We start from the raw sequence: 18,099 nt of genomic DNA on the forward strand, positions 1-18,099 counted from the left end.
CACCGAACACCGCGGCCTGCTGGCGCTCCTGCTCGTCTGGGAGATCGGCAAGCCCTGGCGTCCCGCTTGATCATGGACTCGCCGAGGTCGCCGAGCGTGGCGGTGACCGCGACCGCGAGGCCCAGCACCAGGCCCTGCCACCAGGCCCCGTCGTCGATGAGGAACTGCATGCACAGCGCCCCCGCGACCATGGCGAAGGAGACCGCGCCGAGCAGGCCCTCGCGGGTCTTGCCGGGGCTGATGCGCGGGGCGAGCTTGTGCCGGCCGAACCGCCAGCCGACGGCGTAGGCCCCGGTGTCGCTGACGACCGTGAGCAGCAGGAAGGTGAGCACCCGCTGCGGCCCGTCGTCCGCGGTCAGCATCATCGCGACGAAGGTCGCCAGGAACGGTACGTAGAACGCCGCGAAGACGCCCGCCGTGACGTCCCTGAGGTAGCCCTCGGGCGGTTCGGTCATGCGCCAGACCAGGACGGCCAGTGCCGTGAGCGCCATCGCCACCCACGCGCCCTCGGCGCCCCGGACGTACCCGGCGACGACCATCGCGGCACCGCCGAGCGCGAGCGGCACGAGGGGCGCCCGGATGCCCTTGCGCTCCTCCAGCCGCTTGGTCAGCTCCCACAGGCCCACCACCACGGCCACGGCGACGACACCCACGAACACGGCCTTGACGACGAACAGCGACGCGACGATCACCGCACCGAGCCCGACACCGACCCCTATCGCGGCACTCAGGTCGCGACCCGCGCTCTTCTTCGGCGGCTTGGGCGCCGGCTGCGAGGCGTCGGGCATGGGCTCCGGATTCGTGTCGTTTCGGACCGGGGGGCCGCTCAGCCGAGCAGCCCCCCGGTCGTCATCCTGGTTTCCGCCGAATTCGGTCACGTCGGGCACGATGGGCATGGGGCGAGTCTGAGGCGCTTCATACGCATCGTATGCGGGACCCGCCGGAGCGGCCCCCTGGACGTGCCCGTGGCCCGGACCCTGGACGTGCCCGTGACCATGCCCTTGGTCGGTGGGCCCCCAGTACCCGGCCTGTGGCGGCGCCCCCCAGGAAGAGTCGTTCATCAGACCTCGAGCAGCTCCGCTTCCTTGTGCTTCAGGAGCTCGTCCACCTGCGCGACATACTTCGCGGTGGTGTCGTCGAGCTCCTTCTCCGCACGGCGGCCCTCGTCCTCGCCGACCTCGCCGTCCTTGATCAGCTTGTCGATGGCTTCCTTGGCCTTGCGGCGCACGGAGCGAATCGAGATCTTCGCGTCCTCGCCCTTGCCCTTGGCGACCTTGATGTACTCGCGGCGGCGCTCCTCGGTGAGCTCGGGGAACACCACCCGGATGATGTTGCCGTCGTTGCTCGGGTTGACGCCCAGGTCGGAGTCGCGGATCGCCTGCTCGATGTTGCGCAGCGCGCTCTTGTCGAAGGGGGTCACCACGGCCATACGCGGCTCGGGCACGGAGAACGAGGCCAGCTGGTTGATCGGCGTCGGCGCGCCGTAGTAGTCGGCCACGATCTTGTTGAACATCGCCGGGTGCGCACGACCGGTGCGGATCGCGGCGAAGTCCTCCTTGGCGACCACGACGGCCTTCTCCATCTTCTCCTCGGCCTCGAGGAGGGTCTCTTCGATCACCACTTGCTCCTGCGTGTCTTGAGTAGGCCCGGCTGCGGTTCCATGTGGGGCGGCGGCCGGCTGCGTCGCGTCTTCTTCCTGCACGGTTCCCGACCGGCAGGACATTGTCCATCCCCCGGCCCGGCTCCGTCCCGTCCGTCCCCCGGACGGGGTTGTACCCGGGGGTGTCAGTCCCGGCTGCCGGGGTCCCCCACCAGCGTGCCGATCTTCTCACCCTTGACGGCGCGTCCGATGTTGCCCTCGGCCAGCAGCTCGAAGACCACGATCGGGAGCTTGTTGTCGCGGCACAGCGTCACGGCCGTGGCGTCGGCGACCTTCAGATCGCGCGTGATGACCTCGCCGTAGCCGAGGTGGTCGAACTTCACCGCGTCCGGGTTGGTCTTGGGGTCGGAGTCGTAGACCCCGTCCACACCGTTCTTGCCCATCAGCAGCGCCTCGGCGTCGATCTCCAGGGCGCGCTGGGCGGCGGTGGTGTCGGTGGAGAAGTACGGCATGCCCATCCCGGCGCCGAAGATGACCACGCGGCCCTTCTCCAGGTGCCGCACGGCGCGCAGCGGGATGTACGGCTCGGCGACCTGACCCATGGTGATGGCGGTCTGCACCCGGCAGTCCACGCCGACCTTCTCCAGGAAGTCCTGGAGGGCGAGGCAGTTCATGACCGTGCCGAGCATGCCCATGTAGTCGGAGCGGGCCCGGTCCATGCCGCGCTGCTGGAGTTCGGCGCCGCGGAAGAAGTTGCCACCGCCGATGACGATCGCGATCTCCGCGCCGTCGCGTACGACGGCCGCGATCTCGCGGGCGATCTTGTGCACCACGTCGGGGTCGACGCCAAGGCCGCCGCCACCGGAGAAGGCCTCTCCGGACAGCTTCAGCAGAAACCGGCCGCGCACTTTGCCGTCGTCGCTCTTCTGGGCCTTGGTGGTCATGGGGGATCCCGCCTCTTTCACGTGTTGCACATACCAAGAAGGCCATTGCCGGTGGGGCGTGTTTCGCATCCCATACGGCAATGGCCTCCTCGTCAGATCTGCTGTCGTCCGCCACTCGTGTGACGGCGTACGCGGACGACCGCTGTCGACCCTATCGGGGTCGGGCGTCGAGCGCGGTACGGACTCAGATGCCGACCTTGATGCGCGTGAAGCGCTTCAGGGTGACACCGGCCTCGTCCAGAACCTTCTGGACCGACTTCTTGTTGTCGAGCGCGTACGGCTGGCCGAGCAGCGTGGCGTCCTTGAAGAAGCCGTTGAGGCGACCCTCGACGATCTTCGGCAGGGCGGCCTCGGGCTTGCCCTCGGCGCGGGTGGTCTCCTCGGCGACGCGGCGCTCGGACTCGACGACCTCGGCCGGCACGTCCTCCTTGGAGAGGTACTTCGGCGCGAAGGCGGCGATGTGCTGGGCGACGCCCTTGGCGATCTCCGCGTTCGGCTTGTCCAGCTCGACGAGGACACCGATCTGCGGGGGCAGGTCGGGCATCGTGCGGTGCATGTACGCCGTCACGAAGCCGTCGGCGTACTGCGCGAAGCGGTCCAGGACGATCTTCTCGCCCAGGTTGGCGTTGGCCTCGTCGACGAACGCCTGGACGGTCTTGCCGGCCTCGATCTCGGAGGCGAGCAGCGCCTCGAGGTCGGCCGGGGAGGTCTTGGCGACGTGCTCGGCGATGGTCTTGGCCACGGCCTGGAACTTGTCACCCTTGGCGACGAAGTCCGTCTCGCACTTCAGCTCGACCAGGACACCGGAGGAGTTGTCGTCGGCGATGATCGAGACGACGGCGCCGTTCTCGGCGGAGCGGCCCTCGCGCTTGGCGACGCCCTTCTGGCCCTTGATACGGAGCGCCTCGACGGCCTTCTCGACGTTGCCCTCGGCCTCGTCCAGCGCCTTCTTGCAGTCCATCATGCCGGCGCCCGTGAGCTCACGGAGCTTCTTGACGTCGGCGGCGGTGTAGTTCGCCATGAGTCTGTGAATCTCTCTCGAAGTCTGGAAGATCGAAGATCTGCGGATGCGCCCCATGGAGCCGGAAGGCGCTGTCCTTCCGCTGACCTACGGGTCAACGGCGGGAGCGGACTTCACCGCGCCGCAGGCGCTGGTGAGTGCGGCCGCTCCCGCCGTCAACTCGGACTGACGGGTCAGGCCTGCTCGGCCTCGGCCGGCTTCTCGCCCTCGGCCGGCTTCTCGCCCTCGGCCGGCTCCTCGGCCTCGGCCGGCTTCTCGCCCTCGGCGGCCGGAGCAGCCTCGGCGGCCTCGGCAGCCGGAGCAGCCTCAGGGGCCTCGGCAGCCGGAGCGGCCTCGGCGGCGGGGGCGGCCTCGTCGGCCTTCTTCTCGCCCTCGAGCAGGTCGCGCTCCCACGCGGCCAGCGGCTCGCCCGCGGCCTTGTCGCCCTTGCCCTCGGTGGCGACACCGGAGCGGGAGATGAGGCCCTCGGCGACCGCGTCCGCGATCACACGGGTGAGCAGGGTGACGGAGCGGATCGCGTCGTCGTTGCCCGGGATCTTGTAGTCGACCTCGTCGGGGTCGCAGTTGGTGTCGAGGATCGCGACGACCGGGATGTTCAGCTTCCGGGCCTCACCAACGGCGATGTGCTCCTTCTTGGTGTCCACGATCCAGACGGCGCTGGGCACCTTCTGCATCTCGCGGATACCGCCGAGGGTCTTCTCCAGCTTGGCCTTCTCGCGCGAGAGCACGAGAAGCTCCTTCTTGGTCAGACCGGACGCGGCGACGTCCTCGAAGTCGATCTGCTCGAGCTCCTTGAGGCGCTGCAGACGCTTGTAGACGGTCGAGAAGTTGGTGAGCATGCCGCCCAGCCAGCGCTGGTTGACGTAGGGCATGCCGACGCGGGTGGCCTGCTCGGCGATGGCCTCCTGCGCCTGCTTCTTCGTGCCGACGAACATGACCGTGCCACCGTGGGCGACGGTCTCCTTGACGAACTCGAAGGCGCGGTCGATGTACGACAGCGACTGGAGCAGGTCGATGATGTAGATGCCGTTGCGCTCCGTGAAGATGAAGCGCTTCATCTTCGGGTTCCAACGACGGGTCTGGTGACCGAAGTGGACGCCGCTCTCCAGCAGCTCCCGCATCGTGACGACGGCCATGGCCGTATCTCCTTGAATTTCTCGGTTGTGCCGCGGATGCCGGACGGCTTCCGCGCCTGACGCCCACTGCGCGCCGTTCCACGAGGGACCGAGGGGCGCTGATACGGGCCCGTTGCCGGGGTTCGTATCGGGGCGTGCGAAGTCGACCCGATGACTCGGGCCGCCACCAGAAGTGTACGGGACCCGTGGGGTGCCGGGTGACGCCGTTGTCCACAAGCGGGCGCCCGCCCACAGCCGCGAGCGGCGACGCCGGGACTCCGGAACGCTTTCCGCATGCGAGCGAAACGATGTGTGCGTGTCTGTGCGCGCCTGATCCTGCTGGTGATCGTCACGGCGACGGCCCTGCTGGCCCCGCCGCCACCGCTGTTCGCGGCGGGTGCGCCCCTGGCCGACCCCGGCCTTCCGGCCACCGTGCCGGCCATCGGCCGCACCTGGCCCGTCGGCTTGCGCCCCCGTGTCCTGAGGGGCTGGGAGCCTCCGGCGACGGTCTACGGCCCGGGTCACCGTGGCGTGGACCTGGCGGCACCGGCGGGCACACCGGTTCGAGCGGTGGCCCCGGGCCGGGTCGCCTTCGCGGGCCGGGTGGCCGGGAGAGGAGTCATTTCGGTGGACCTCACGGGGACGGGCGATCCACCCCTGCGCACGACGTACGAGCCGGTGACGGCCGCGGTCGAGGAGGGCGAGGAGGTGGAACCGGGCGAGGTGATCGGCACGGTGGACGCGAGCGGCTCGCACTGCACGACCACGTGCGTCCACTGGGGCCTGCGCCGCGGCGAGGGCTACCTGAACCCGCTGTCGCTCCTGCCACCGTGGCTCTTGCCCAGGGGCCCGTCGAGGCTGCTGCCGCTGACGTAGCAGGCGAGTGCGGCGTACCGCTGGGGTACCCCGGGCGAATGCGGCATACCGCTGACGTAGCGGGCGAGTGCGGCGTGCCGCTCGGGCGGCTGGACCCCGCTCTGCCGGGCCGCGAAACGCCCCGGCCTGGTGTGCCGGCTGACGGCCTGACGCTGCGGGGTGTGCCGGGCGTGCAGGCTGACGGCCTGACGCTGCCGGGCATGCGGGCTGACGCCCGACGCTGCCGGGTGTGCGGGGCTGACGGTCCAGAGGCGAGGCAGCGTCGGGCCTCAGCCCCGCACCCCCCGCAGCGCCATCGACACCGCCGCATCCGTGATCGTCCCGGGCTCCCCCGCGGCTCCGAGCTCGATCCTTCGCACGGCCGCGTCCACCACGCCTTGGACCAGCATCGCCGCCAGTCGGGGCTGCTCGTGCCCCAGCTCGCCCAGCGCCTCGACGATCATCGCGACCAGCCCGCCGTGCGCCGCCCGAATCTTCTCCCGCGCCCCCGCGTCGAGCTCACTCGCGGAGATCGCGACCACCGCCCGGTGCCGCCGGTCGCCGACCAGCTCCAACTGCTGGCGCACATACGCCTCGACCTTGGCCTCGGCCGTCCCGGCCCGCTCCATGGCCGCCGACACGTCCGCCGCCCAGACCGGGAAGTCGACCTCGCACAGCTCCTCGACCACTGCCGCCCGGGACCGGAAGTACTCGTAGACGGACGAGCGCGCGAGGCCCGTCCGCTCGGCGAGGGCCGGGAAGGTCAGCGCCTCCGTACCGCCCTCGGACAACAAGGAACGAGCCGCGTCCAGCAGGGCGGCTCGCTGCATCGACCGGTGCTCGGCCACGGAGGCCGCTCGAATCCTTGGCACGTCAACACTCTACGGACGCGTCCCCCCAGGCGGGAGTGGTTGTCGCCGGCCCGACGACATCCGGGCAGGTCAGCGGCCGAAGCTCGCCAGTTTCGCTCTCAGCTGCAGCACCGACTTGGTGTGGATCTGGCTGACCCGGCTCTCGGTCACCCCCAGCACGTTCCCGATCTCGGCCAGAGTGAGGCCCTCGTAGTAGTACAGCGTGACCACGGTCTTCTCCCGGTCCGGCAGCGTGTTGATCGCCCGCGCCAGGAACCTCCGCAGCTCCCGGTCCTCGGCGACCTCGACGGGGTTGTCGGCGGCGGTGTCCTCGAGCGTGTCCATGACGCTGAGTCCGTCGCCGCCCTCGCCGCCCCCGTGCAACAGCTCCTCCAGGGCCACCACGTTGGCCAGCGACAACTGGCTGAACACCGCGTGCAGTTCCTCGACGGCGATACCCATCTCGGAGGCCACTTCGCCTTCGGTCGGGGTCCGCCGCAGCCGGGCCTCCAGCGTGGCGTAGGCGCGCTCCACGTTGCGCGCCTTCTGCCGCACCGAGCGGGGGATCCAGTCCAGCGCCCGCAGTTCGTCGATCATCGCGCCGCGGATCCGGGTGATCGCGTACGTCTCGAACTTGATCTCCCGGTCGATGTCGAACTTCTCGATCGCGTCGATCAGCCCGAACACCCCGGAGGAGACGAAGTCCGCCTGCTCGACGTTGGACGGCAGGCCCACGCTGACCCGTCCCGCGACGTACTTCACGAGCGGCGAGTAGTGCAGGATCAGCTGCTCCCGCAGCCGCTCGTCCCCCGTCGCCTTGTACGACCGCCACAGCTCGTCGAGCGTCGAGGGAGCGGGCGGACGCACGCTGCCACCGTCACGGGCGGCTGGGGGGATCGCCGCCCGGTCGGACCCGGAGGTGTGCTGGGGCATTCGTCGCCTTGTGCCGTTCTGCTGCGGAGTGGTGCTGCTGGGGTGGGCTGTCTGTCTGATGTCGAGTTGCCTGTCCGTGTCGGGATCCTCGTGAGCGTAGCGTGACTGTGGTGTCGCGGTGTGCGAAGAGCGGAGACCAAGTCGGGCGCAGATACATTCCTGAGGGGGTCCCGGCGGGGCGGCGCGGTCGCTCGGTGTGATCACCGGACGGCCCCAACTTCCCGCATTCCAAGGGCTGTCGGGGTTCCCCCGGACGGCCGAACACACACGGTCAACACCTCCCGCGACCGTCGCGGACCGACATCACCGCCTGGCGTGTCAACTTCCAGCCGTCGCCGTGTCGTTCGACGTAACCGAGTGCTCGGAGTTCGTACAGTCTCGCGATCGCGTCGTCCTGTGCGGTCTGTGCGGCTCGCGCGATCTCGTCGGGCCGGGCCGCCCCGCGTCCCGGCAGTGCGGCGAGGACCTGCAGGGTGGCCGGTTCCAGCAGGTCACGGGGCAGGACCGGGCCGCGCCGGTCGGGGGCCAGCTCCCCGATGTCACCGACCAGTTCGACGACGTCCGCGACATCGGTGACCAGGGCGGCCTCCCCGCGCAGCAGATCGTGCACTCCGGCGGAGAGCCCGCTGGTGGCCGGGCCGGGCACGCCCATCGTGTGCCGGCCGAGGCGCTGTGCCGCCCGGGCGGTGACCAGGGAGCCGCTGCGGTGGGCGGCCTCGACGACCACCGTGCCGCGGGTGAGGGCTGCGATCACTCTGTTGCGCAGGATGAACCGGCTCGGCGTCGGATGGTCGCCGGGTGGCAACTCGCCGATCACCAGTCCCTGTTCGGCGATCCTGCTGATCAGCTGGGTGTGGCCGCGGGGGTAGGGCCGGTCGACGCCGCAGGCGAGGACGGCGACGGTGGCGCCGCCGGCTCCGAGCACTCCGCGGTGGGCGGCGCCGTCGACCCCGTAGGCGCCGCCGGAGACCACGACCCAGCCCTGCTCGGCGAGACCGGCGGCGAGGGTCGCGGCCATGTGGGCTCCGTACTCGGTGCAGGCCCGGGCGCCGACCACGGCGACCGACTTCAGCGCCCACATCCGCAGACTGGGCCGGCCGCGCACCCACAGCCCCAGCGGCCGGGCATCCCCGAGATCGTCGAGCTGCCCGGGCCACTCCGCGTCCCCGGGAGAGACGAACCGCACCCCGGCATCCCGGGCGGCTGCCAGATCGCGGCCCGGCCGGGCGGCCTCCGCCCTGGACAGAAGCCCGGTCCACCGCTTCCCGCTCGCCCCCGGGAGGGCGGGCCCGCCCTCCCGTAGCCGCCGCACCACTTCCCCGGCCCCGAACTCCCGCACCCACCGGCCGCCGACGTGGTCACCGGGCTCGAGGACCCGGGTGAGAAGCACCCGGCCGAGCAGCTCGTCGTCCGGTTCGCCGACGGCGCTCATGCCAGCGCCCCGATGGCCATGGGGACGCCTCGCGGCACACCGGTGCGCAGCTGGAGCGCGAGGGCGACGTCCGTGGCGTCGGGCCGGTCGTGGCCGACGAGGTCGGCGACGGTCCAGGCCACGCGCAGGACGCGATCGAGGCCGCGGGCGGTCAGGACACCCCGCTCCAGGTTCCGCTCGGCCTCGTCCATCGCGCCGGGCACGGCGTACCAGCGGCTGCGCAGCTCCCGGCCGGGCACCTCGCTGTTCGTGCGCCAGGGGGTGCCCGCAAGGCGCTCCACGGACCGCTCCCGGGCCGCCCGCACCCGGTCGGCGACCGTCGCGGTCGACTCGCCCCTGGCACCGACGGCGGTCAGCTCGGTGCGGGTGATGCGGTCCACCTCGACGCGCAGGTCGACCCGGTCCAGCAGCGGGCCGGAGAGCCTGGCCTGGTAGCGGCGGATCGCCGAGGGCGGGCACTCGCACAGGTCGTCCCGCTGCGAGAACCTGCCGCACGGGCAGGGATTGGCCGCGAGCACCATGAGGAACTTCGCCGGGAAGCGCACGACGCCCGCACTGCGCGCGATCACGACGTGCCCCGCCTCCAGCGGTTGGCGCAGGGCGTCCAGGGCCTGGCTGTTGAATTCGGGCGTCTCGTCGAGGAACAGCACCCCCCGATGGGACAGCGACACCGCCCCGGGTCGCGCGATGCCCTGGCCGCCGCCGACGAGGGCCTGCATCGTGGCCGAGTGGTGCGGGGCGCAGTAGGGGGCGAGGTCGATCAGCGGCTTGCCCGGGGGCAGCAGGCCCGCCACCGAGTGGACCGCGGTGACCTCCAGCGACTCCTGCCGGCCGAGCCGGGGCAGGATGGCCGGCAGCCGTTCGGCGAGCATCGTCTTGCCGGCACCGGGCGGCCCCTCGAGGAAGAGGTGATGCCCGCCGGCCGCGGCCACCTCCACGGCGGTGCGCGCCGAGGTCTGTCCGACGACGTCCGCCAGGTCATGACCGTGATCGTGGGCGGTCCCGGCGCTGTGCATGCCCGTGGCCGCGCCGGTCCCCGGCACGCGCAGCCCGGCGAGGAGCGGGTCCGGGCGGCCCTGCACGTCCTGTTCCTCGTCGGGCACGGGTTCGTCGGCCAGGATGGCGATCAGCTGCCGCAGGCTGCGGACGCCCAGCACCGACACCCCGGGCACCAGGGAAGCCTCGGCGGCGGCGCACTCCGGCACGACCACCTGCTCGTACCCCGCGTCGGCGGCCGCCAGTACCGCCGGCAGCACCCCCCGCACGGGCCGCACCCGCCCGTCCAGTCCCAGTTCGCCGATCATCACGATGTCGGCGAGGACCCGCGGGTCGATCCGCTCCGCCGCGCCCAGCACCGCCGCCGCGACGGCCAGGTCGAAACCGCTGCCCGACTTCGGCACCGAGGCGGGGCTCAGGCCGATCGTGAGCTTCTTCTGGGGCCAGGACGCGCCCGAGTTGACGACCGCGGCGCGCACCCGGTCCTTGCTCTCCGTGAGGCTCTTGTCGGGCAGCCCCACCAGCGTGAAGGCCGCGACGCCGGGTTCGAGGTCGGCCTGGACCTCGACGACCACGCCTTCGACGCCGACCAGGGCCACCGAACACGTACGGGCGAATGCCATTCAGGCCACCCCCCGCACGTGCTCGACCACGGCGGCGCCACGAGCCGGCAGCAGCACCCCGACCACGTCGATGCGGACCCCGCCGGGCGGCGCGCCCCCGTGTGTCTGGATCCACCGCTCGGCCAGCTCCCGTAGCCGCTCCGCCTTCTGCGGGGTCACGGCCGCCATCGGATGCTCGAAGGGGCCTTCCCTGCGGGTCTTCACCTCGCAGACGACCAGGACGTCCCCGTCCCTGGCCACGATGTCGATCTCGCCGGCCCTGCCGGAGCGCCAGTTGCGCTCCAGGACCGTCAGACCCGCCTCGGCCAGCCGTCGTGCGGCCAGGCTCTCCCCGTACTTCCCCATGGCACTGCGTGCCAGCTGTGCGGTCATGTCGGCACCACCTCCGGCGCCAACGATCACGCACCCACCTCCAAGAAGTGGATCTTGGTGGGTGGCTCAGCGATTGTGGATAACTCCGTCACCCACTCAAGGACCCTCAGCCGCTCGGCAGCTCCAGGTCGCTCTTGTTCAGCTCCTCGATGTTCACGTCCTTGAACGTGAGCACCCGGACCTGCTTCACGAACCGCGCCGGCCGGTACATGTCCCACACCCAGGCATCCGCCATGGACACCTCGAAGAAGACCTCACCCTGGACCGAGTGCACCTGCATCTCGTAGTCGTTGGTCAGGTAGAAGCGCCGCTCGGTCTCGATCACGTATTTGAACAGACCGACGACATCGCGGTACTCCCGGTAGAGCTTCAGCTCCATCTCGGTCTCGTACTTCTCGAGGTCCTCGGCGCTCATGGCATGTTCCCCTTCAGCCGTGCGATCCCCCTATTGTGCGCCAGTCCCGTGAGCCCCTAGACGATTTCCGGGTCAAGGATCACTGGGCTGGCCGGGGGACCTTCGTCGAGCAGCGTGCGCAGCAGCCCGGCGAGTCTGGTCGGATACACCGTCTCATGTGCCCGGCTCAGTTCCGGACACGTCCACCAGCGCGCTCCGGCGACGCTGCGCCGTTCCAGCTCGGTCAGCCCGGTGGCGGTCACCGCCGTGCGGTCCGTACGGGCCAGGTAGTACCACTCGTCCTGGTCCCAGCGGCGGCCGGCGAACGGGAAGGAGCACCTCCGCCGCCACATCACCGGGCCGAGCTCGACCTCGGTGATGCCCGTCTCCTCGGCGAGTTCCCTCAGGGCGGCCTGTTCACGGGTCTCGTCGCCCTCCACGCCCCCGCCGGGGGTGAACCACCAGTCGTCGGCCGGATCGTCCGGTTCGTGCCCGTGCAGCAACAGGATGCGGTCCTGCGGGTCGAGCAGCACGACCCGGGCGACCTTGCGCAACCCGCCCTCGTAGGCGTCCTGGCCCGCTCCGACGGCCTCAGCGGACACCTGCGGGCTCCGTGCTCTCCCGTCGGGCCCGGGCGGCGCCGGTACGCTTGGCGATGGGCCCGTAGGCGCCTCCGCCCAGGACGAGCACCGCGCCGGCGATCACGAGAAGGGTGATCGTCCACAGCGGGCCGGGCGAGGAGAGCGCGCCGAGCGGCTCGAAGCCGGTGGGGCGCTCCAGCATGCCCTTCATCGGCCACACGACGGAGTCGACCCGGGCGTCCACGGCTGAGCGTGCCACCGTGCCGCTGGCGGCGTCGGTCAGGTGAGCCGTGGAGTCCACGGAGTTGCCGCGCTCGTCACCGAGCAGGAACAGCCGGCCCTTGGGGACGGTCACGGCCGGGAAGTTGCTCATCTCGGCCGGCGTGCCCCGGGGCAGGTACGTTTCGTCGATCTCCTTGCCGTTGACCTTCAGCTTGCCGTCCTGGCAGCAGGCGACCGTGTCGCCGCCGACGGCGACCACGCGCTTGACCATCGGTGCGTTGGCCCACGTCGCGTCCTTGAAGACGACGACGTCACCGCGGCGCACTTCGCCACCGTCGACGCGCTGCGCCAGGATCCGGTCACCCGCGTCGATCGTCGGGGTCATCGAACTGGTGGGCACGGTGTACGGCCGGTAGACCACCGCTCCCCAGGCGAATCCGCCCAGGAACAGCACGAGGCCCAGTGCGACGGCCAGCCCGGACAACCGCTGTCCGGTCCGGCTGCCCACCGGGCCCGTGCTCGGGCCGCCGCTGCGCGGGGCCGTGTGCGTCATGCTCTCGCCACCCATGGGTCCGCACCCTACCCGGGGGTACCGGCCGGGGTCAGCCCATGGTCGGGATCACTGCTTCCTGCGACGCCACCACACCACCGGCACCACACCGGCCAGTGCCAGGCCCTGCGGCGCGGCCGGCAGGCCCGCGGTGGCCGGCTGGGCGCTCAGCCCGGGCTGGTCGAAGGTGTCCGGCACCGTCAGGGTGTTCCAGCGGTTGATCGGCCAGGCGACGACGACGGCGCGTCCGACGACGTCCTTCACCGGGACCATGCCGTGGTTCTTGTCGGCCTGGTTGTAGCGGGAGTCCCGCGAGTTCTGCCGGTGGTCGCCCATGACCCAGATGTAGCCCTCGGGCACCTTCACCTTGAACTGGCCGCCCTGGTCGTCCTGGCTGCACGGCGTGTTGCCGGCGTAGACGTACGACTGCTCGTTGAGCGCCTTGCCGTTGACCGTGAGCGGGCCGGTGTTCTTGCACTCGATGGTGTCGCCGCCGACGCCGATGACGCGCTTGATGAGGTCCTTCTCCTCCGCGGACGGCATGAGGCCGATCCAGCTGAGGAACGTCTGCAGGGCGTTCGGGTCCGTGGTCGGCTCGCCGGCCAGCCAGTTGTCCGGGTCGTGGAAGACGACTACCTCGCCGCGCTCGGGCTCGGAGCCGAACCAGGGGGTGAGCTTGTCGACCAGGACGCGGTCACCCCGCTGGAGGGTGTTCTGCATCGAGTCGGAGGGGATGGAGAAGGCCTGCACCAGGAAGGTCTTGATCAGCAGCGCCAGCACCAGCGCGATACCGATCAGGATCGGCAGCTCCTTCCAGAAGGAGCGCGGCTTCTTCGGGGTCCGGGCCGTGCCGCCCGGTCCCTGGTCCTCGGCTGTCGTGTGCTCGCCCGTCACCCTCTCGTCCTCGGCTCCCCCGGAGTCACTCCCGGAGGTCACGGCGCTGTCCGCGGCCGGGACGGAGGATTCCGCGGGGCGTCCGCGATGCTCCTCGCCGTCGTGTCCGGACCGTGCGCCAACCGCCACATCCCCCACGCCAACTCCTCACTCCGTGCCGCCGCCTGCCCCATACACGGCGCAGGCCCACCACTCCCATAACGAGCGGGAGTTCCGCAGGGGTCGGGAGCTGGATCGTCTCGTTCGAATCGTAGGAGGCAACCCTATGCGACAGTTCGGGAGCTGCGGTCGACCCGGGGGCCGAGTCGGACACGGAGGCGTACGTATTCGGTTCCTCCAGCATGTTCCAGTGCCCGAAGGGCCAGGCGATGACCATGGCGCGGCCCACCACCTCGTCCTCGGAGACCGTGCCCCCGTAGTCGGTGTCCTGGTGGGCGCGGGAGTCCGCGGAGTTGTTCCGGTGGTCGCCCATCACCCACAGCCGCCCCTGCGGGACCGTGATGTCGAACGGCGTGTCGGACGGCGCGGCGCCGGGGTAGAGGTAGTCCTCGACCAGCGGGACGCCGTTGACGGTCACGCGCCCCTGCGTGTCGCAGCACTTGACGCGGTCGCCGCCGACGCCGACGACCCGCTTGATGAGGTCCTTCTCGTTCTCGGACGGCAGCAGGCCGATGAAGGTGAGCCCTTCCTTGACCTGCTTGACGACGACGGGATCGGCCTTCTGCGTGGTGGGCTGCTCGTCCTGGAGCCAGCCGCCGGGGTCCTTGAAGACGACGACGTCCCCGCGCTGCGGCTTCGAGCCGAACCACGGGGTGAGCTTGTCGACCAGGACGCGGTCGCCGATCTGGATCGTCTGCTCCATGGAGCCGGACGGGATGACGAAGGCCTGGACGAGGAACGTCTTCAGCACCAGCGCTATCAGGACGGCGACGCCCACGAGAAGCGGTATCTCCTTGACGGCACTGCGCCTGCGGCGCCGCTTGACCCTGCGCTGGAGCTTGCGGCGCTCGGCACGCGTACGGCCGCCGCCGGACGGGCCGGCGGCGCGCCGGGCGCCGGTGGGCAGCAGGTTCTCCGCGGGGCCCGCAGGGACGCCGCGCGGTTTGCCGCGGTTACCCATGGGCGCCCGCCCTTCCCGCGGCCGGCACGCGCGCGTAGGCGTCGGGGCGGTGCAGCCGGGTGGCGTGGCCGAACGGCCAGATGATGCCGTCGGCGCGGCCGATCACGTCGCCGACGGGGATCATGCCGCCGCCCGGCGAGCCGAGATGGTCGCGGGAGTCGCTGGAGTCGCTGCGGTGGTCGCCGAGGACGAACAGGGTGCCTCCGGGCACGACGACATCGAAGGGCACCGTGGACGGGCTGTCGCCGGGATACAGGAAGCCCGACTCGTCGACCGGCCGGCCGTTCACCTGGATCCTCCCCTCCCTGTCGCAGCAGACCACGTGGTCTCCCCCCACGCCGACAACGCGTTTGACGTAGTCCGCGTGCCCGAAGTACCCGGTCCCGTCGAACACGACGATGTCCCCCCGCTGCGGCGCGGCACCGAAACGGTACGCCAACTTATTTACGAGAACCCGGTCCCCGATCCTCAATGCCTGCTCCATGGATCCGCTGGGGATCTGGAACGGGCGCACCACGAACGTGCTGAGCGACAGCAGGAACAGCAGGCAGACCAGCAGGGTCAGAGTGATCCGACCGCCCGGGACACAGGCGCTGACACGCGACACCAACGCGAAACGCGACCGGTCCTCCGGCCCTGCGGGTTCCGAGGTCGTTCCCTCGGAGCCGGAAGGGCGGGAGGAGCGGTCGCGCTCCGTCGGCTGTGCTTCGGTGTCCATCGGAGCCAGATGCTATCCGGCCCCGACGTGAACCCCGAAGAGCGCTCAGTTCTCGCGCTTCTCCTTGATCTTCGCGGCCTTGCCGCGCAGCTCGCGCAGGTAGTACAGCTTGGCGCGGCGGACGTCACCCTTGGTGACGAGCTCGATCTTCTCCACGATCGGGGTGTGCACCGGGAAGGTGCGCTCGACGCCGACGGAGAAGGAGACCTTGCGGACCGTGAAGGTCTCGCGCACGCCGGAGCCCTGGCGGCGGATCACAACGCCCTTGAACTGCTGCACACGGGAGCGGTTGCCCTCGATGACGCGGACGTGGACGTTGACGGTGTCGCCCGGGCGGAACGCGGGGACGTGGCTGCGCAGCGACGCGGAGTCGACGGTGTCGAGCAGGTGGGACATGAGTCTGCTTTCCTCGCTGATGCCACAGGTCATCAACGGAAACTAGGTGTTTCGGATCAGGGGTGTGCGGGTCGGGGCGGACGTCGTCTCCCCCTGTGGCAGGGGCGCACGCCGGACGGACGCACAACAGCTGGCTATTCTTCCACGCCGTCGGTCCTGCGCCAAAATCGACCGTACGGCTCCCCCGCCGGGTCGGGTGCCCAGCCCAGGATGGAGAGCATCTCGCGGTCCTTCTTGTCGAAGGCCTTGGGGTCGCAGCGCTCGATGAGGTCGGGCCGGTGGGCGGTCGTGCGCTTCAGGGCCTCGTCGCGGCGCCAGCGGGCGATCTTGCCGTGGTGGCCGCTGAGCAGCACGTCGGGGATGTCCCGGCCGCGCCACTCGGGCGGCTTGGTGTAGACGGGCCCCTCCAGGAGGCTCGCCATGGCGCCGGGCGCGAAGGAGTCGTCCCGGTGGGACTCGGCGTTGCCCAGGACCCCGGGCAGCAGCCGCGCCACGGCCTCCGTGACGACGAGGACGGCCGCCTCGCCCCCGGCCAGGACGTAGTCGCCGATGGACACCTCGTAGACCGGCATCCGGGTCGTGTACTCGTCGACGACGCGACGGTCGATGCCCTCGTAGCGGGCCGGGGTGAAGATCAGCCAGGGGCGCTCGGAGAAGTGGACGGCGAGTTCCTGGGTGAAGGGGCGGCCGCTCGGGGTGGGCACGATGAGGGCGGGCGCCCGGGAGCCCGTCTCGTAGCCGTCGGCCAGCACGGAGTCCAGCGCGTCACCCCACGGGTCGGTCTTCATGACCATGCCGGGGCCGCCGCCGTACGGGGTGTCGTCGACGGTGTTGTGACGGTCGTGGGTCCAGGAACGCAGGTCGTGGACGTGCACGTTCAGCTGCCCACGCGCGCGTGCCTTGCCGACGAGGGAGACGTCCAGCGGTTCCAGGTACTCGGGGAAGATCGTGACGACGTCGAGGCGCATTTACGGCTCTTCCCGGCTGGAGGCGATCTCGGCGCGGTCGTCGATCAGGCCGGGCGGCGGGTTGATGACGGCCTTCTGGTCCTCGAGGTCGATCTCGGTGACGATGTCCTCGACGAAGGGGATCATCACCTCGCTGCCGTCAGGGCGCTCCACGATGAACAGGTCCTGCGAGGGCAGGTGCGAGATCTCCGTGATGCGGCCGACCTCGGTGCCGTCCACGGTGACCACGTCGAGGTCCATGAGCTGGTGGTCGTAGTACTCGTCCTCGCCCTCGGGCAGTTCCTCCGGGTCGATCTCGGCGATCAGGAGGGTGTTGCGCAGGGCCTCGGCGCCGCTGCGGTCGCTGACGCCCTCGAAGCGCAGCAGGAGGCGGCCGCTGTGGACGCGGCCGGTCTCGATGGTGAGCGGTCCCGCGCCGGCGGGATCGGTGGTGAGGACGGCGCCGGGGCCCAGCCTCAGCTCCGGCTCGTCGGTCCGTACCTCGACGGTGACCTCACCCTTGATGCCATGGGCACGGCCGATCCGTGCGACTACCAGCTGCACGTGTGCAATCTCCTGTCATACGACTGCGGGCCGGGGACGGCCCTCAGGCCCTCCCCGGCCCGAGCCGGTTGCGCGATAAGCGTCAGCGGACGTGATCCACGTCGACGAGGTCGACGCGGACGCCACGACCGCCGATGGCGCCCACGACGGTGCGCAGGGCGCGTGCGGTGCGGCCGTTGCGGCCGATCACCTTGCCGAGGTCGTCCGGGTGGACCCGGACCTCGAGCACGCGACCGCGGCGCAGGTCGCGCGAGGCGACCTGCACATCGTCAGGGTTGTCGACGATGCCCTTCACGAGGTGCTCGAGAGCCTCCTCGAGCATGCTCAGGCCTCGGTCGAAGCGGACTCGGTGGCCTCGTCCTTCTTCTCGGCCTTCTTCTTCTGGGTGATCGCCTCACCCTTGCCCTCGTCGTCGCCGCCGATGGCCTCGAAGGACGGACGCGCGGCCTTCTCGGGCTGCGTCAGCAGCGGAGCCGGGGCGGGCTCGCCCTTGAACTTCTGCCAGTCGCCGGTCTTCTTGAGGATGGCCATCACGGGCTCGGTCGGCTGGGCGCCGACACCGAGCCAGTACGCCACACGTTCGGCGTCGACCTCGATCACCGACGGGTTGTACGTCGGGTGGTACTTGCCGATCTCCTCGATGGCCCGGCCATCACGGCGGGTACGGGAGTCGGCGACGACGATGCGGTAGTGAGGCGAACGGATCTTGCCCAGACGCTTCAGCTTGATCTTGACTGCCACGGGAGTGGGTTCTCCTGGTTTTGACGTGGTTGGGCACGGCGAGAAAGCCGCGTGGGGTTGCGGTACCCGAGTGCCCGATGGACGCGTCAGCCGGAGGCGAGAGGGTTCCTGTGCGACTGTCGAGTACAGCTAGCCATTGTGCCACACCCCACGGGTCGCTCCGGGCCCGGGCTCCGGGCCGCCGTGCGGGCATACCGAGGGCGCACCCGGCGTGGAGGTGGGGCACGTCG

General features: G+C 70.6%; 22 protein-coding genes. 1 reads left to right on the top strand and 21 read right to left on the bottom strand.

The window, feature by feature from the left end:
- The 5 genes from ABZ281_RS09540 to rpsB all read right to left on the bottom strand — a co-directional run.
- Positions 1-1,061 (bottom strand): phosphatidate cytidylyltransferase (locus ABZ281_RS09540; RefSeq protein WP_356653764.1); only part of this gene is annotated, 1,061 nt, incomplete at its 3' end.
- A complete protein-coding gene (gene frr / locus ABZ281_RS09545) occupies positions 1,061-1,618 on the bottom strand; it encodes a ribosome recycling factor (RefSeq protein ID WP_006136598.1) in 558 nt (185 codons plus the stop codon). The genes ABZ281_RS09540 and frr, both read right to left, overlap by 1 nt.
- A gap of 167 nt (positions 1,619-1,785) precedes the next feature.
- On the bottom strand, positions 1,786-2,544 hold the full coding sequence (gene pyrH, locus ABZ281_RS09550) for a UMP kinase (protein WP_030852122.1): 759 nt from the start codon (positions 2,542-2,544) through the stop codon (positions 1,786-1,788).
- A 184-nt stretch (positions 2,545-2,728) separates the two neighbouring features.
- Positions 2,729-3,565 (bottom strand): translation elongation factor Ts, encoded by an 837-nt coding sequence (gene tsf, locus ABZ281_RS09555; protein WP_031103424.1) that lies wholly within the window; start codon positions 3,563-3,565, stop codon positions 2,729-2,731.
- A 173-nt stretch (positions 3,566-3,738) separates the two neighbouring features.
- Entirely contained in the window at positions 3,739-4,701 is a 963-nt protein-coding gene (gene rpsB, locus ABZ281_RS09560) for a 30S ribosomal protein S2 (protein WP_356653766.1), read from the bottom strand.
- A gap of 273 nt (positions 4,702-4,974) precedes the next feature.
- Between rpsB and ABZ281_RS09565 the strand changes: the two genes are divergently transcribed.
- A complete protein-coding gene (locus ABZ281_RS09565) occupies positions 4,975-5,556 on the top strand; it encodes a M23 family metallopeptidase (protein ID WP_356653768.1) in 582 nt (193 codons plus the stop codon).
- Positions 5,557-5,825: 269 nt separating this feature from the next.
- Here the strand turns inward: ABZ281_RS09565 and ABZ281_RS09570 are convergent, their stop codons facing one another.
- The 16 genes from ABZ281_RS09570 to rpsP all read right to left on the bottom strand — a co-directional run bounded on the left by ABZ281_RS09570 (position 5,826) and on the right by rpsP (position 17,869).
- Entirely contained in the window at positions 5,826-6,383 is a 558-nt protein-coding gene (locus ABZ281_RS09570) for a helix-turn-helix domain-containing protein (RefSeq protein WP_356653770.1), read from the bottom strand.
- A gap of 93 nt (positions 6,384-6,476) precedes the next feature.
- On the bottom strand, positions 6,477-7,319 hold the full coding sequence (gene whiG, locus ABZ281_RS09575) for an RNA polymerase sigma factor WhiG (protein ID WP_356653772.1): 843 nt from the start codon (positions 7,317-7,319) through the stop codon (positions 6,477-6,479).
- 271 nt (positions 7,320-7,590) lie between these two features.
- On the bottom strand, positions 7,591-8,751 hold the full coding sequence (dprA, locus tag ABZ281_RS09580) for a DNA-processing protein DprA (protein WP_356653774.1): 1,161 nt from the start codon (positions 8,749-8,751) through the stop codon (positions 7,591-7,593).
- Positions 8,748-10,370, bottom strand: a complete 1,623-nt coding sequence (locus tag ABZ281_RS09585; RefSeq protein WP_356653776.1) for a YifB family Mg chelatase-like AAA ATPase — start codon at positions 10,368-10,370, stop codon at positions 8,748-8,750. Before ABZ281_RS09585 ends, dprA begins: the two co-directional genes overlap by 4 nt.
- On the bottom strand, positions 10,371-10,772 hold the full coding sequence (locus ABZ281_RS09590) for a YraN family protein (RefSeq protein WP_356653778.1): 402 nt from the start codon (positions 10,770-10,772) through the stop codon (positions 10,371-10,373).
- 76 nt (positions 10,773-10,848) lie between these two features.
- The gene (locus ABZ281_RS09595; protein WP_003993268.1) at positions 10,849-11,157 is read right to left on the bottom strand and encodes a DUF2469 domain-containing protein; all 309 of its coding nucleotides are present in this window, start codon (positions 11,155-11,157) and stop codon (positions 10,849-10,851) included.
- A gap of 56 nt (positions 11,158-11,213) precedes the next feature.
- Positions 11,214-11,738: an NUDIX hydrolase gene (locus ABZ281_RS09600; RefSeq protein ID WP_356653780.1), complete on the bottom strand. Its 525-nt coding sequence runs from the start codon at positions 11,736-11,738 to the stop codon at positions 11,214-11,216.
- Positions 11,728-12,507 carry a signal peptidase I gene (gene lepB, locus ABZ281_RS09605; RefSeq protein ID WP_356653782.1) on the bottom strand — a complete coding sequence of 260 codons (780 nt, stop codon included), beginning with the start codon at positions 12,505-12,507 and terminating at the stop codon, positions 11,728-11,730. The genes ABZ281_RS09600 and lepB (ABZ281_RS09605) overlap by 11 nt, the downstream gene beginning before the upstream one ends.
- Before the next feature lie 51 nt (positions 12,508-12,558).
- The gene (gene lepB, locus ABZ281_RS09610) at positions 12,559-13,521 is read right to left on the bottom strand and encodes a signal peptidase I (RefSeq protein WP_356653784.1); all 963 of its coding nucleotides are present in this window, start codon (positions 13,519-13,521) and stop codon (positions 12,559-12,561) included.
- Positions 13,409-14,503, bottom strand: coding sequence for a signal peptidase I (gene lepB / locus ABZ281_RS09615; protein WP_356653786.1), 1,095 nt, complete (start codon positions 14,501-14,503; stop codon positions 13,409-13,411). Before lepB (ABZ281_RS09615) ends, lepB (ABZ281_RS09610) begins: the two co-directional genes overlap by 113 nt.
- Positions 14,496-15,221 carry a signal peptidase I gene (gene lepB / locus ABZ281_RS09620; RefSeq protein WP_356653788.1) on the bottom strand — a complete coding sequence of 242 codons (726 nt, stop codon included), beginning with the start codon at positions 15,219-15,221 and terminating at the stop codon, positions 14,496-14,498. Before lepB (ABZ281_RS09620) ends, lepB (ABZ281_RS09615) begins: the two co-directional genes overlap by 8 nt.
- Before the next feature lie 45 nt (positions 15,222-15,266).
- A complete protein-coding gene (rplS, locus tag ABZ281_RS09625) occupies positions 15,267-15,617 on the bottom strand; it encodes a 50S ribosomal protein L19 (protein WP_356653790.1) in 351 nt (116 codons plus the stop codon).
- A gap of 134 nt (positions 15,618-15,751) precedes the next feature.
- Entirely contained in the window at positions 15,752-16,585 is an 834-nt protein-coding gene (trmD, locus tag ABZ281_RS09630) for a tRNA (guanosine(37)-N1)-methyltransferase TrmD (protein ID WP_356653792.1), read from the bottom strand.
- A complete protein-coding gene (rimM, locus tag ABZ281_RS09635; RefSeq protein WP_356653794.1) occupies positions 16,586-17,128 on the bottom strand; it encodes a ribosome maturation factor RimM in 543 nt (180 codons plus the stop codon). It lies immediately after the preceding gene.
- Between the two features lie 82 nt (positions 17,129-17,210).
- Entirely contained in the window at positions 17,211-17,450 is a 240-nt protein-coding gene (locus ABZ281_RS09640; RefSeq protein ID WP_005479813.1) for an RNA-binding protein, read from the bottom strand.
- Between the two features lie 2 nt (positions 17,451-17,452).
- Positions 17,453-17,869, bottom strand: coding sequence for a 30S ribosomal protein S16 (gene rpsP, locus ABZ281_RS09645; RefSeq protein WP_356653796.1), 417 nt, complete (start codon positions 17,867-17,869; stop codon positions 17,453-17,455).
- Positions 17,870-18,099: the final 230 nt, after the last annotated feature.

It is taken from the genome of Streptomyces sp. NPDC006265, from assembly GCF_040613555.1.
In the GTDB taxonomy this organism is placed as follows: Bacteria; Actinomycetota; Actinomycetes; order Streptomycetales; family Streptomycetaceae; genus Streptomyces.

Excerpts from the sequence above, each read along its gene's own strand:
- pyrH (WP_030852122.1), bottom strand. The coding sequence starts at position 2,544 with ATGACCACCAAGGCCCAGAAGAGCGACGACGGCAAAGTGCGCGGCCGG.
- tsf (WP_031103424.1), bottom strand. The coding sequence starts at position 3,565 with ATGGCGAACTACACCGCCGCCGACGTCAAGAAGCTCCGTGAGCTCACG.
- rpsB (WP_356653766.1), bottom strand. The coding sequence starts at position 4,701 with ATGGCCGTCGTCACGATGCGGGAGCTGCTGGAGAGCGGCGTCCACTTC.
- ABZ281_RS09565 (WP_356653768.1), top strand. The coding sequence starts at position 4,975 with ATGCGAGCGAAACGATGTGTGCGTGTCTGTGCGCGCCTGATCCTGCTG.
- whiG (WP_356653772.1), bottom strand. The coding sequence starts at position 7,319 with ATGCCCCAGCACACCTCCGGGTCCGACCGGGCGGCGATCCCCCCAGCC.
- dprA (WP_356653774.1), bottom strand. The coding sequence starts at position 8,751 with ATGAGCGCCGTCGGCGAACCGGACGACGAGCTGCTCGGCCGGGTGCTT.
- ABZ281_RS09585 (WP_356653776.1), bottom strand. The coding sequence starts at position 10,370 with ATGGCATTCGCCCGTACGTGTTCGGTGGCCCTGGTCGGCGTCGAAGGC.
- ABZ281_RS09595 (WP_003993268.1), bottom strand. The coding sequence starts at position 11,157 with ATGAGCGCCGAGGACCTCGAGAAGTACGAGACCGAGATGGAGCTGAAG.
- lepB (WP_356653782.1), bottom strand. The coding sequence starts at position 12,507 with ATGGGTGGCGAGAGCATGACGCACACGGCCCCGCGCAGCGGCGGCCCG.
- lepB (WP_356653786.1), bottom strand. The coding sequence starts at position 14,503 with ATGGGTAACCGCGGCAAACCGCGCGGCGTCCCTGCGGGCCCCGCGGAG.
- lepB (WP_356653788.1), bottom strand. The coding sequence starts at position 15,221 with ATGGACACCGAAGCACAGCCGACGGAGCGCGACCGCTCCTCCCGCCCT.
- rplS (WP_356653790.1), bottom strand. The coding sequence starts at position 15,617 with ATGTCCCACCTGCTCGACACCGTCGACTCCGCGTCGCTGCGCAGCCAC.
- trmD (WP_356653792.1), bottom strand. The coding sequence starts at position 16,585 with ATGCGCCTCGACGTCGTCACGATCTTCCCCGAGTACCTGGAACCGCTG.
- ABZ281_RS09640 (WP_005479813.1), bottom strand. The coding sequence starts at position 17,450 with ATGCTCGAGGAGGCTCTCGAGCACCTCGTGAAGGGCATCGTCGACAAC.